At 59.5% G+C, this 11,571-nt stretch carries 12 protein-coding genes; 4 read left to right on the forward strand and 8 right to left on the reverse strand.

Features of this window, described 5'->3' with window-relative positions:
• Positions 1-6: 6 nt before the first annotated feature.
• The 6 genes from cysK to ubiE all read right to left on the reverse strand — a co-directional run bounded on the left by cysK (position 7) and on the right by ubiE (position 5,800).
• Positions 7-954 carry a cysteine synthase A gene (gene cysK / locus BN1012_RS16355; protein ID WP_043951276.1) on the reverse strand — a complete coding sequence of 316 codons (948 nt, stop codon included), beginning with the start codon at positions 952-954 and terminating at the stop codon, positions 7-9.
• 51 nt (positions 955-1,005) lie between these two features.
• Positions 1,006-1,542 (reverse strand): RrF2 family transcriptional regulator, encoded by a 537-nt coding sequence (locus BN1012_RS16360; protein WP_043950402.1) that lies wholly within the window; start codon positions 1,540-1,542, stop codon positions 1,006-1,008.
• A gap of 4 nt (positions 1,543-1,546) precedes the next feature.
• Positions 1,547-2,023: a dUTP diphosphatase gene (dut, locus tag BN1012_RS16365; RefSeq protein ID WP_043950403.1), complete on the reverse strand. Its 477-nt coding sequence runs from the start codon at positions 2,021-2,023 to the stop codon at positions 1,547-1,549.
• Positions 2,024-2,037: 14 nt separating this feature from the next.
• Positions 2,038-3,240: a bifunctional phosphopantothenoylcysteine decarboxylase/phosphopantothenate--cysteine ligase CoaBC gene (coaBC, locus tag BN1012_RS16370; protein ID WP_043950404.1), complete on the reverse strand. Its 1,203-nt coding sequence runs from the start codon at positions 3,238-3,240 to the stop codon at positions 2,038-2,040.
• Between the two features lie 130 nt (positions 3,241-3,370).
• Complete coding sequence (ubiB, locus tag BN1012_RS16375) at positions 3,371-4,984, reverse strand: 2-polyprenylphenol 6-hydroxylase (protein WP_043950405.1); 1,614 nt, start codon at positions 4,982-4,984, stop codon at positions 3,371-3,373.
• A 12-nt stretch (positions 4,985-4,996) separates the two neighbouring features.
• The gene (gene ubiE, locus BN1012_RS16380) at positions 4,997-5,800 is read right to left on the reverse strand and encodes a bifunctional demethylmenaquinone methyltransferase/2-methoxy-6-polyprenyl-1,4-benzoquinol methylase UbiE (RefSeq protein WP_081826473.1); all 804 of its coding nucleotides are present in this window, start codon (positions 5,798-5,800) and stop codon (positions 4,997-4,999) included.
• A gap of 92 nt (positions 5,801-5,892) precedes the next feature.
• On the opposite strand from ubiE, the gene mutM reads away from it, so the two are divergent.
• Positions 5,893-6,783, forward strand: a complete 891-nt coding sequence (gene mutM / locus BN1012_RS16385) for a bifunctional DNA-formamidopyrimidine glycosylase/DNA-(apurinic or apyrimidinic site) lyase (RefSeq protein ID WP_043950406.1) — start codon at positions 5,893-5,895, stop codon at positions 6,781-6,783.
• A 41-nt stretch (positions 6,784-6,824) separates the two neighbouring features.
• A complete protein-coding gene (locus BN1012_RS16390) occupies positions 6,825-7,598 on the forward strand; it encodes an enoyl-CoA hydratase (RefSeq protein ID WP_043950407.1) in 774 nt (257 codons plus the stop codon).
• 3 nt (positions 7,599-7,601) lie between these two features.
• Here the strand turns inward: BN1012_RS16390 and BN1012_RS16395 are convergent, their stop codons facing one another.
• Together BN1012_RS16395 and BN1012_RS16400 are read right to left on the reverse strand one after the other, a co-directional pair.
• The gene (locus BN1012_RS16395) at positions 7,602-8,345 is read right to left on the reverse strand and encodes a flavodoxin family protein (protein ID WP_043950408.1); all 744 of its coding nucleotides are present in this window, start codon (positions 8,343-8,345) and stop codon (positions 7,602-7,604) included.
• 31 nt (positions 8,346-8,376) lie between these two features.
• Positions 8,377-9,687 (reverse strand): cation:proton antiporter, encoded by a 1,311-nt coding sequence (locus BN1012_RS16400; protein WP_043950409.1) that lies wholly within the window; start codon positions 9,685-9,687, stop codon positions 8,377-8,379.
• Between the two features lie 295 nt (positions 9,688-9,982).
• Between BN1012_RS16400 and rpsT the strand changes: the two genes are divergently transcribed.
• Positions 9,983-10,252 carry a 30S ribosomal protein S20 gene (gene rpsT / locus BN1012_RS16405; protein WP_043950410.1) on the forward strand — a complete coding sequence of 90 codons (270 nt, stop codon included), beginning with the start codon at positions 9,983-9,985 and terminating at the stop codon, positions 10,250-10,252.
• Between the two features lie 758 nt (positions 10,253-11,010).
• On the forward strand, positions 11,011-11,445 hold the full coding sequence (locus BN1012_RS16410; protein ID WP_043950411.1) for a rhodanese-like domain-containing protein: 435 nt from the start codon (positions 11,011-11,013) through the stop codon (positions 11,443-11,445).
• The last annotated feature ends 126 nt before the right edge of the window (positions 11,446-11,571 follow it).

Raw genomic sequence — 11,571 nt, forward strand, 5'->3', positions numbered from 1 at the left:
TTTGTCCTAGATGCCGTCAAACAAAGCAGTAGAGAGATACCGCTCCGCAAAGCTGGGGATGATGGCGACGATCGTCTTGCCCGCCATGTCATCCCGCTCAGAGACTTCAAGAGCTGCCGCAATGGCCGCCCCCGATGAGATGCCGCCGGCGATGCCCTCTTCGCGGGCTGCCTGGCGAGACGTTTCAAAGGCTGTCTCATTGCCGATGGTTATGACCTCGTCGATCAAGTCCTTGTCCAGGTTGCCCGGCACAAAGCCCGCCCCGATGCCCTGAATCTTGTGCGGACCCGGCTGGCCGCCAGACAGGATTGGAGAATCTTCCGGCTCGATGGCAATCATCTTCATGCCTGGCTTCTTGGCCTTGAGCACAGAGCCTACGCCCGTGAATGTGCCAGCGGTGCCGATGCCGGAAATCACAACATCAACCTTGCCGTCGGTGTCATTCCAGATTTCTTCTGCCGTGGTCTGGCGATGAATTTCAGGATTGGCCGGATTGTCGAACTGCTGTGGCATCACGGCGTTCGGCGTCGACTGAAGCAATTCTTCGGCACGGGCCACTGCACCCTTCATGCCCTTGGCCGCTTCTGTCAGCTCAAGCTCCGCACCCAGCAGCGCCAGCATCTTGCGGCGCTCCATGGACATGCTTTCCGGCATGACCAGAATGAGCTTGTAGCCCTTTGCAGCTGCCACAAAAGCCAGCGCGATGCCGGTGTTGCCGGATGTTGGCTCAATCAGAACCGTGTTCTCGTTGATCTTGCCCTGCGCTTCCAGCGCTTCAATCATCGCGACGCCGATGCGGTCCTTGACGCTGGACAGGGGGTTGAAGAACTCGAGCTTCAACAGCACGTCGGCCTTGCCGTTCTTGTTCATGCGCTTGAGGCGCACCAGTGGCGTATCACCAATGGTCTGCGTGATGCAGTCGTAGATGCGGCCGCGGCCTGGCTTGTCGGTCATGGGGTTGCCTCCTGTTATGCGCGCTTCTTGTTCGTGGAGCACGCTCGTGATCTAGATTGTGAAATCCATACCTGCTTGTGACGCGGGCTTGATGTCCTTGGTCTCTGCCTCGCGGCACAGATCATCAATGGTGATGGCGTTGAGTTTATCCATCATGTCGGCCTGAAACGAATCCCACATGGGACGAACCACCTGCTCGCCCAAAGGAGAGCCACCATTGGTGTTCTCTTCGGCAGGCGTGGTCATGGTCTCGCCCGCACCGTTCAGGGATCCACGCGTTTCCCGAGCTGCGGCCTTGGCTTCATCCCGGGCATCGTCGGCTGCTTCCATGGCGCCAACAACACGCACGATTTCACCAACCGTGATACGCCGCCGCTCACGCGCCAGCCGGTAGCCGCCACGCGGTCCGCGCACACCCTTGAGCACGCCTTCGCGCACAAGCTGCTGCATCACCTGCTCAAGATAGCGCTGGGGAATGCCCTGCCGCTTGGTAATCTCTTTTGACTGCACCGGGTCAGGCCGCGCGTTATACGCAACGTCCACGACAGCTTCCAGTGCCAGCAATGTCTTCTTTGATAGCCGCAACATGCCGTTACCCGGCCTTCCTTGTTGTATCCGTTCCTGTAGATCCAAAGCCGCCCGCACCGCGCTCGGTTTCATCCAGCGACTGCACGGCTGCAAAGACACCGCGCGTCACCGGCGCAAACAGCATCTGCGCAATGCGCATGCCGCGATCAATGACAACAGGTTCGTCACCGTGATTGATCAGGATGACTTTCACTTCACCACGATAGTCCGCATCCACCGTACCCGGACTATTCAGCACCGTGACGCCCTGCTTGGCAGCAAGGCCCGAGCGTGGACGCACCTGCGCTTCAAACCCGGATGGCAAAGCAATCGCAAGGCCCGTCGGCACCATGGCGCGCGCACCCGGTGCCAGCGTCACTTCTTCACCTTCAGCAAGGGCAGCCCGCAGATCCATGCCGGCGGCCTGATCAGTTTCATAGGCCGGCAGATCAAGTCCTTGCCCGTGCGGCAGTTGCATGACCTTGACGTCAATCGAACTCATGAAAAGCGTTCCCCTCAGGAAGTCAGAGCCAGCGCCACGCGCTCGGCCAGTTTCGTTGCGACCTGAGCCTTTGGCATCGGGTCCCAGTGCTCTGCGGCACCGTCTGTGATGATGTGAACTGTGTTGCTGTCGCCGCCCATGATGCCGGTGCCCGGCGATACGTCATTGGCGACAATCCAGTCGCAGCCCTTGCGCACGCGCTTGGCGGTGGCGTGGTCAATCACGTCGTCGGTTTCAGCGGCAAAGCCCACAACCAGCTGCGGACGCTTCGGCCCAGCAGCAGACAGCATTGCAAGAATGTCCGGGTTCTCCACCAGCGACAATGGCGGCACCGCCCCGGAGCCATCCTTCTTGAGCTTGGAATTGGTCGACGTGTCTGCGCGCCAGTCCGCGACCGCTGCTGCACAAATCGCAATGTCAGCGGGCAGGGCGGCTTCGGTCGCCGCCAGCATTTCGCGGGCTGTTTCTACGCGGGTGATGTTGACGCCGCGCGGATCGCCAAGGGCTGTGGGTCCTGAGACCAGATGCGTATCTGCGCCCAGCCGCGCCAGCGCTTCTGCAATGGCGTAACCCTGCTTGCCGGAAGACCGGTTGGCGATATAGCGCACCGGATCAATCGGCTCATGGGTCGGGCCTGCCGTCACAATCGCCTTACGCCCGGCGAGCAACTGCTTGCCGCCCAGCTTGGCTTCAATGGCTTCAACGATTTCATCCGGCTCGACTAGGCGTCCCGGCCCGAATTCACCACAGGCCATGGACCCTTCCGTGGGACCCACAACGCTCACGCCATCGGCAATAAGCTGCGCGAGGTTCCGCTGCGTGGCGGCGTGTTCCCACATGCGCACATTCATGGCCGGCACAATCATCACCGGCTTGTCCGTCGCCAGAAGCGCGGTGGATGCCATGTCATCCGCGCGGCCATGGGCAATCTTCGCCATCAGGTCAGCGGTGGCCGGGCACACGACCAGCAGGTCAGCATCGCGTGACAGCTGGATGTGGCCCATATCGGCCTCGGCCGTCAGGTCAAACAGATCCGTATAGACCTTGTCGTGGGTCAGCCCGCCAACAGACAGCGGCGTGACAAATTCCTGGCCTGCTTTGGTGATGATCGCTCGCACTTCGCCGCCCCGGCGACGGATCAACCGCGCCAGCTCAAGCGACTTGTAGGCAGCGATGCCGCCACCGATGATCAGAAGTATGCGTTTGCCGTCGAGCACGTGATCCCGCCTTCCACACCACAAAAGCCGCAGAAATCCAATAATTCCCGCGAGTGTTGCGGTGAATATAGGTATTTACGGCTGCAATGTGTAGATAGCTGGCAAAATCATTCGTAGGCGCGTTTTGGCCCTAGAGCAGTGTTGTGACCGCAATGACGACCAGAGCTGCTGCTCCGACCCATAGGGCAATCCGGTTCGGACGTTCCTGCTTGGCCTGGGCATCCGCAATGGCCCGCGCCGTATCTGGATGCAGTTTCAGGCCTTCGACGGCACCTGAGCCGTCCGGTCCGGCAATACTGCGGGCGGCCCGCTCGGCTGTTTCCAGCAGGTCCGGAAGGTCACTCATCAGGCGGCCTATACGCTCAGCGCCCTTGACTGCGTCCTGCAGGCGGCCTTCTGGGCCGACCTTGCTTTCCAGCCACTGGCGCAGCACCGGCTCGGACGTCACCCACATATTGAACTGCGGGTCCAGGTCGCGGGCTACGCCTTCAACCACCACCATGGTCTTTTGCAGCATGATGAGTTCCGGACGGGTCTCCATGTCGAACTGGTCCGTCACTTCAAACAGCTGACCCAGAAGACGCGCCATGGAAATTTCGTGTGCCTCTCGGTCAAACAGAGGTTCCCCGATGGCGCGCAAGGCCTGTGCAAACGCATCGACGGATTTGCTTTCAGGCACATAGCCTGCCTCAAAATGCACTTCGGCGACGCGACGATAGTCGCGCATCACGAAACCGAACAGGATTTCAGCCAGGAACCGGCTCTCCTTGGGGCTGAGGCGCCCCATGATGCCGTAGTCCACAGCCACCAAAGTGCCGCCCGGCGTGCCGTCTGCTTCCACGAACAGGTTGCCCGGATGCATGTCGGCGTGGAAATAGCCCTCGCGCACCGCGTGGGTCAAAAAACTGTTGATGACGTTCGCAGCCACTTCCTTGAGATCAAGGCCCGCAGCTTGCAGCGCCTTGATGTCAGCAATCGGAATGCCGTCAATCCACTCAAGGGTCATCACCCGCTTGGAGGTGCGCTCCCAGTCGATGGAAGGTGTGCGGAACCCGGCATCGCCCTTGGTGCGCTCTTCCATCTCTGACATGGCGGCGGCTTCAAGGCGCAGATCCATTTCAAGCGCCACGGAATCCGCAAGCGTCTGCACGACGTCAATCGGCTTCAGCCGTCGTGCCGACGGTACCATCCGGTCAATCAACCGAGCTGCCCAGAAGAAGGCCTCAAGGTCAGCGGCAAACCGCCGTTCAACATCAGGGCGCAGCACCTTCACGGCCACTGGATGGTTCTGACCTTCCGCATTGGGAACAGTGGCCTTGTGCACCTGCGCAATGGACGCCGCCGCGACAGCGTCGCCCATGTCCTGAAAAACCGTCTCGGCAGGCTTGTCGAACTCGTCAGCAATAATCTGCTTCGCTATAGCCGTATCAAAAGGCGGCAAGCGGTCCTGGAGCTTTGCAAGGTCGCGCGCCAGTGCCGGGTCAATCACATCGGGCCGCGTCGCCAGAAACTGCCCAAGCTTGATGTAACTGGGTCCAAGCTCTGTGAGGGCAGCGGCCAGCCTGTCACCCTCAGAGCCCTTGGCACTGCTACCGCCGAACCTCTGACGCAGCTTGGCAATGCTGCGGGCAGCCTTGACCGGGGCAGGGGGCTCGCCGGCATCAAGGGCAAACAGCGCGTCATAGCGCGACAGCACCCAGGCTGTGCGGACAAGCCGTCCAAAATTGCGCACATGGCGGATCATCGCGACGCCGCCCTAGATCTTGTAGCCGGAATGGATGGCTGCAATGCCACCGGTCAGATTGCGATGCGTAACGCGTGAGAAGCCGGCCTCGCGGATGCGGTCTTCAAACGCTTTTTGCTGTGGGAACTTGCGAATGCTCTCCACCAGATACTGGTAGGAGTCGCGATCGCCTGTGACGATCTGCCCGATGCGCGGGATCGCTTCAAACGACCACGTCTCATAAAACGCGTCGAGCAGCGGCACGACCACGTGGCTGAACTCAAGGCACATGAAACGTCCGCCAGGCTTCAGTACACGGAACGCTTCGCTCAGCGCGGCATCAAGGTCCGGCACATTGCGAATGCCAAAAGCAATTGTGTAGGCGTCAAAGCGGTTGGCATCGAGCGGCAGGTTTTCCGCGTTCATGCAGGCAAATGAGAGCCGGTCGCCCATGGGATCCGTCTGTGCCCGCACCTTGCCTTCGCCCAGCATGGCGTCGTTGATGTCGGCCACCAGCACCTTGGCATGGCCGTTTGAACGATGGGCAATGCGTGAGGCGATGTCGCCTGTGCCGCCGGCCATATCCAGTGTCTCGTAAGCCGCACCCGTTTTGCGCGGAGCAAGCCAGGACACCATGCCGTCTTTCCAGAGCCGGTGTACGCCAACCGACATCAGGTCATTCATCAGGTCATAGCGGCCCGCCACATTGCGGAACACGCCATTGACCAGACCCTGCTTTTCAGTCGGGTCCACATCACGAAACCCGAAATGGGTTGCGTTGCTGGGAGCCGCGGCATCTGCATAGGCGGCATCATTCTTGGTCGGTGCATCACTCATGGGCGCGGACCATAGCGCATCCCCGTTGCTTTGCGCTATGAGACCGCCCCACACTGGTGAAAATGTCGCTGCCTGAAGGTTAACCCCACCCCATGCCCGAATTGCCCGAAGTAGAGACCGTCCGCCGGGGCTTGGCACCTGCCATGGAAGGGCAGCGCTTTGAGCACGTGGAGGCCAAGCGGCCTGATCTGCGCTTTCCCCTGCCGGACAATTTTGCCGGTCGCCTGATGGGCACACGCCTGGAGACGCTCAACCGACGTGGCAAATACCTTGTCGGTCGACTGGATGACGGCGCGCTGCTCATCATGCATCTGGGCATGTCCGGCCGCTTTGTGGTGGAAATGCCCGGCGACGATAAAAACCGTCCCGGCTCGTTTCATCTCGATACCGGGGCCAATGCCCACGCCATGCATGAACACATTGTGTTCCGCATGGAAGGCGGTGGCGTTGTGCGGTACTCGGACCCACGTCGTTTTGGCTTCATGACTATCGAGGAAACCGGCAACGAAGCTCAAAACAGCTTCCTGCAACAGCTGGGTCCCGAGCCGCTTGAAAAAGGCTTCAACTCAAATGTGCTGGCGGCAGGTCTTGCGGGCCGCAAGTCGCCCATCAAGTCCGCGCTGCTCGATCAGGCGGTGGTGGCCGGTCTGGGCAATATATATGTGTGCGAGGCGCTGTTTCGTTCCGGCATCTCTCCCAAACGCATCGCAGCCTCATTGGTAAAACAGTCCGGTGAACCAACGGACCGTCTGAAAAAACTCTCGACCACCATTCGCCAGGTCCTGCGCGAAGCCATTGAGGCCGGCGGCAGTTCCCTGCGCGACCATGCCCAGGCGGATGGCTCGCTTGGATATTTCCAGCACACCTTCAAAGTGTATGACCGCGAAGGCAGCCCCTGCGTCACGCGGGGGTGCGACAAGGACATTCGCCGGATTGTTCAATCAGGACGCTCGACATTCTATTGCGGGCAATGCCAAAGATAGAGCCGATACAAATTGCCGACCCATCAAGGAAGCTGACCCCCATGGCCTACGACACCATCAAGACTGAAAAGCGCGGCGCTGTTGCGCTCATCACGCTCAACCGCCCCGACGCGCTGAACGCCTTGAACTCGCAGCTGGTGGACGAACTGATTGATGCGGTTCAGGGCTTTGACGCAGACGACGCGGTCGGCTGCATGGTCATCACTGGTTCGGAAAAGGCATTTGCTGCAGGCGCTGACATCAAGGAGATGCAGCCCAAGACCTATATGGATGTCTACAAGGAAGACCTGTTTGAAAAAGCCAACCGCATTGCCGAAGCACGCAAGCCGGTCGTTGCGGCGGTTTCGGGCTACGCTCTTGGCGGTGGCTGTGAGCTGGCCATGCTCTGCGATTTCATTCTGGCATCCGACACCGCCAAATTTGGTCAGCCGGAAATTTCACTGGGCGTCATGCCCGGTATCGGTGGCTCCCAGCGCCTGACACGCTTTGTCGGCAAATCAAAGTCCATGGAAATGTGCCTGACCGGGCGCATGATGGATGCCGAGGAAGCTGAGCGCTCGGGCCTCGTTAGCCGCATCGTCCCCGCAGCGGACCTTGTGGAAGAAGCAGTAAAGACCGCCGAAAAGATCGCCGGCATGTCACGGCCTGTGACAGCGCTCACCAAGGAGGCGGTCAACCGTTCCTACGAGACAACTCTGGCAGAAGGCATTCGCTTTGAGCGGCGCCTGTTCCATTCGCTCTTCGCCCTGGAAGACCAGAAGGAGGGCATGGCTGCCTTCATCGACAAGCGCAAACCCTCCTTCAAGCACAAATAGTCCCTAGCGATATTCAGGATTGGGGAAATCAGGCTTGCAGCCTGCGTCCCATGCAGACCGCTGATTGCCATGAGCGGGAATGCCGCCTGCATCTTTCAGCATCCGGGCCATATGCATCAGGTTCCACGTCATGAACGTGGTGTTGCGGTTGGTGAAGTCGTTGGTCGGGCCGCCTGACCCTTCATCCAGATAGGACGGTCCTGGTCCTGCTTCACCCAGCCAGCCTGCGTCCGCCTGCGGTGGGATCGTGTAGCCCAGATGCTGCAACGAATAGAGAATGTTCATGGAGCAGTGCTTGGCGCCGTCTTCGTTGCCGGTCACAAGGCACCCGCCGACGCGGCCGTAGTAAGCGTACTGGCCGGCATCGTTGAGCTGGCTTGACGCCGAATAGAGCCGCTCGATCGCCTGCGTGCAGACGGATGATTTTTCACCCAGCCAGATCGGTGTGGTCACAACCAGAATATCGGCCGCCATGACCTTTTCGAGGATCTGCGGCCAGTCGTCCTTATCCCAGCCCTGCTTCGTCATGTCCGGATAGACACCGAAGGCCAGATCAAAATCCACCGGGCGCAGCTCTTCGGTGGACATGCCGTTTTTCTCCATGATCGCACGCGAGATGTCGATCAGGCCTTTGGTGTGGGACACCTCAGGGGACTTCTTGAGCGTGCAATTGAGAAAGAGCGCAGAAAGATCGGAAAAGTCGGTGGTGCTTTCCTCGCACCATTTGGTTTGTTGTTCGTTCAGCATCGTATGTTCCCTCTTTTTGGTCTGGTTGCTGTCAGTCTGCGGAAGTCGGATGAGGAGATGTTGGTGGTTGCATCGGTGTGCGCGTCGGCATCTCGCTGACGGGCATCATTTCTTCACGCGACTTCTGTCGGGCAATGAAGGCCCCATAGATGCGCGCAGCCGGAACCGCAGTTAGCCCATGGGCAAAGATGCTGATGGCAACCGTCAGGACGGTGATGGAAAGGATGAGATGACCAAGGCCCATGGTCACCTGTTCCAGCACGAAAAGCGCAAACAGGATCGAAGCCAGACCACGCGGGCCAAACCATCCCAGGAACACCACACTGCGCCAGTGCAGGCCGGTGCCGATCAGGGAAATGGCCACGGGCACCATGCGCACAACCGTGAGCGCGAGAACCGCAAACGCAATCGCAATCCACCCATGGGTTTGAAGAGCGCCAATGGCCTCCGGCAGCAGGGCGGCGCCAAACACCATGAAGACAAGCAGCACCAGCAATTGCCCTTCGGCTTCGGCAAACTCGAAGACAAACCTGCAGCGGTCGCGCAGGAAATTGCCGAACACCAATCCGGCCACAAAGGCTGCGATAAACCCGTTGCCGCCGATGAGTTCCGCCCCGGCGAAACTCAAAAAGGCGATAGCCAGCATCGCAAGCCCCTCATAGGTCTCCGATATCCAGCCCTTGAGGGCAGCATTGTCCAGGGCCCAGGCACCCGCGCCGCCAATAACGATACCGGCCAGCGGGCCAAACCCGAGCTGGGCCCCTGCGAAGGTCGCCCAGTTTATGTCGTCAACCGAATGGGCAGCGCCTGCGAGGCAGGCAAACAAAAAGACCAGCGGCAGCGCAATTCCGTCATTCAGCCCACTTTCCACATTGAGGGCCTGACGAATGCGCGCCGGGACTTTGGGATTTGAGACCACAGCCTGTCCAAGGGCTGCATCTGTCGGGGCCATCAGGGCAGCGAGCAGTGCTGCTTCCCACAGGCTCAGGCCGAGGGGCAGCAGCAGCGCGACGGCTGTCCCGGCAAGTATCGCCAGGGGCATGCCGATGACCAGCATCCGCACGGGCAGGTTGTGGTCTGCCTTCAATGCTCTCAGGTCGATGCGTGCGGCATCGGAGAAGAGCACCAGAATGAGCGTGATTTCCGCCAGCCCGTGGACAAAACCGTGGCCGCTTTCCATGCCATCGCCCACATCAAGCCAGCCGAGCCCGGCTCCACCAATGGCCAGTCCGAAAACGGCAAACACCATGGGAGGGGTGACGACGCTTGATTCCAGCCGTCGAGACACGAGAGCAAAAAGAACCACGCCAACGGCGACTGCTACAAACCCAAGAGATTCCATCGTTTTCCCCCATGAACAGCAGCGTCAGCGCAGCGCCAAGCCTTGATTGGCCGTTCAATAGCAGCAGTCTGCGCGCCGGCCGGGGTGTTCGACAAAACACATTCTTGGTAGGGCTGCGTGAAGGCCCTGTGATTGCAGGGATTTTGCCCCCCAAAGCCTGCTTGACCGGCGGCAGGCGCGCGGTTATAACGCCGCCTCTTAAATTCCTTACGTTCAAGCGCTGTTTGAGCTTGCCTCCGACGTGAAATCGGGCCGGGCACATACGAGCCGCTGACAAGAAATGGTTTAAAGCCCGATGGCTAATACACGCTCCGCCAAGAAGATGGTTCGCAAGATCGCGCGCCGCACAGAAGTAAATCGCGCACGCACGAGCCGCATGCGGACATTCATCCGCAAGGTTGAAGAAGCAATCGCCAGCGGCGACCAGAAAGCCTCAAGGGATGCGCTGAACGTGGCTGAGTCCGAGATCATGCGCGCATCAAACCGCGGCATTCTCCACAAGAACACAGCATCCCGGAAGGTTTCGCGCCTTTCCAGCCGGATCAAGGCGCTCGGCCAGGCCTAAGCGCGGCGCGGCCAAAAAGAATTTCAAAGGGTGTCTCCGTTAAATCGGAGGCGCCCTTTTTCGTGCCTACCGTGTGGTTCGATATCGACCTAATGGCAGGTTGCAGGGCCCCTCAGCAAAACACGGGTCGCTTCCGGATGAGGAACGGTTTTATTTAAGCTTGACTTGACCCCTTGGAAGGAGTCCGGCGGGCCCCGGCGGCGAGTTATGCACACGCGCCATGTGCGCATTTGGCAACGATGGTTAATTTTTCCAGCCTGTGGACGAATCACCCTTGCGCCGCCGCCAATGCCTTTAATACACTGGATTTTCTGCGGTTGAGCCTGCTCGCATCAGCGAGTGAAACAGGCGGCCCGTCGGTGACGGTTCGGCAAAAGATTCGTGACGTTCACCAAATGGTCCGCTTGATGTTTCAGCCGCGCAGGCGTTAGTATTGGTTCCTCAGGCGGCGGCAGTAAGTACTTGATTTACAAGCATAGATTTAGAGCTAGTTTGTTTAGTTATGTACAGTCGGGATTCCGATCTCGACATTTTAAGTCAAGTGCATCTGCTCTGTTTGATAGTATCGTGGCGAGTAGGTAGTACTCACCCTTCTGAAAATCGAAGTTGTAGCGAAACGTGTGGCGCAGTGACCCTGCTTCACAGCGCAGGGACAGTGCTTGTTTTGCACTTCTCTTGAGCCGGTCTTGGCCGCTGCTGCATTAGTCGAAGGCAAAGGGTGTGTGGGGCGGCGTGCAGAGTTTGGGGCGATTGGCAAAATGAGCAGTGGATATGCAGGAGACATCGACGTGTCCGAGGCGTGGCGGCTGCTCAATGAGGATGATCGCAGCATTCTGATTGATGTACGCACTCAGGCTGAGTGGAATTTCGTCGGGCTGCCCGACATCGAGGCAACGGGGCGTCCCTTGCTGACCGAAGAATGGCAGGCGTTCCCCGGTGGTGCTCAGAACACGACATTCGCTGACGATGTGGCGAGCAAGCTCAAGGCGGCAGGCGTTCCCAAAGACGCCCCCATTTTGTGCCTCTGCCGCTCTGGTCAGCGAAGTGCATCCGCTGCAGCGGCACTGACCGCGCAGGGCTTTTCGTCCTGCTTCAATGTGGCCGGTGGATTTGAAGGCGGACTTGATGGCAATGGTCATCGCGGAACAACAGGGGGCTGGAAGGCGGCTGGTCTTCCATGGCGGCAAGGCTGACAACCCGGAACTGTCCAAACGCATATACGTGACGAAATAGAATTCTGCGCAGGCCAACGCCGCGCAGTACCTGACAGAAGAACAAGTTTAGGTCCCCGGCGCGGCAGGCGGGGACCAGGGGGCAAA

Source organism: Candidatus Phaeomarinobacter ectocarpi, assembly GCF_000689395.1.
Taxonomy (GTDB): Bacteria; Pseudomonadota; Alphaproteobacteria; order CGMCC-115125; family CGMCC-115125; genus Pyruvatibacter; species Pyruvatibacter ectocarpi.

Excerpts from the sequence above, each read along its gene's own strand:
- ubiE (WP_081826473.1), bottom strand. The coding sequence starts at position 5,800 with ATGAGTGATGCACCGACCAAGAATGATGCCGCCTATGCAGATGCCGCG.
- BN1012_RS16395 (WP_043950408.1), bottom strand. The coding sequence starts at position 8,345 with ATGCTGAACGAACAACAAACCAAATGGTGCGAGGAAAGCACCACCGAC.
- cysK (WP_043951276.1), bottom strand. The coding sequence starts at position 954 with ATGACCGACAAGCCAGGCCGCGGCCGCATCTACGACTGCATCACGCAG.
- ubiB (WP_043950405.1), bottom strand. The coding sequence starts at position 4,984 with ATGATCCGCCATGTGCGCAATTTTGGACGGCTTGTCCGCACAGCCTGG.
- dut (WP_043950403.1), bottom strand. The coding sequence starts at position 2,023 with ATGAGTTCGATTGACGTCAAGGTCATGCAACTGCCGCACGGGCAAGGA.
- BN1012_RS16400 (WP_043950409.1), bottom strand. The coding sequence starts at position 9,687 with ATGGAATCTCTTGGGTTTGTAGCAGTCGCCGTTGGCGTGGTTCTTTTT.
- BN1012_RS16410 (WP_043950411.1), top strand. The coding sequence starts at position 11,011 with ATGAGCAGTGGATATGCAGGAGACATCGACGTGTCCGAGGCGTGGCGG.
- rpsT (WP_043950410.1), top strand. The coding sequence starts at position 9,983 with ATGGCTAATACACGCTCCGCCAAGAAGATGGTTCGCAAGATCGCGCGC.
- BN1012_RS16360 (WP_043950402.1), bottom strand. The coding sequence starts at position 1,542 with ATGTTGCGGCTATCAAAGAAGACATTGCTGGCACTGGAAGCTGTCGTG.
- mutM (WP_043950406.1), top strand. The coding sequence starts at position 5,893 with ATGCCCGAATTGCCCGAAGTAGAGACCGTCCGCCGGGGCTTGGCACCT.
- BN1012_RS16390 (WP_043950407.1), top strand. The coding sequence starts at position 6,825 with ATGGCCTACGACACCATCAAGACTGAAAAGCGCGGCGCTGTTGCGCTC.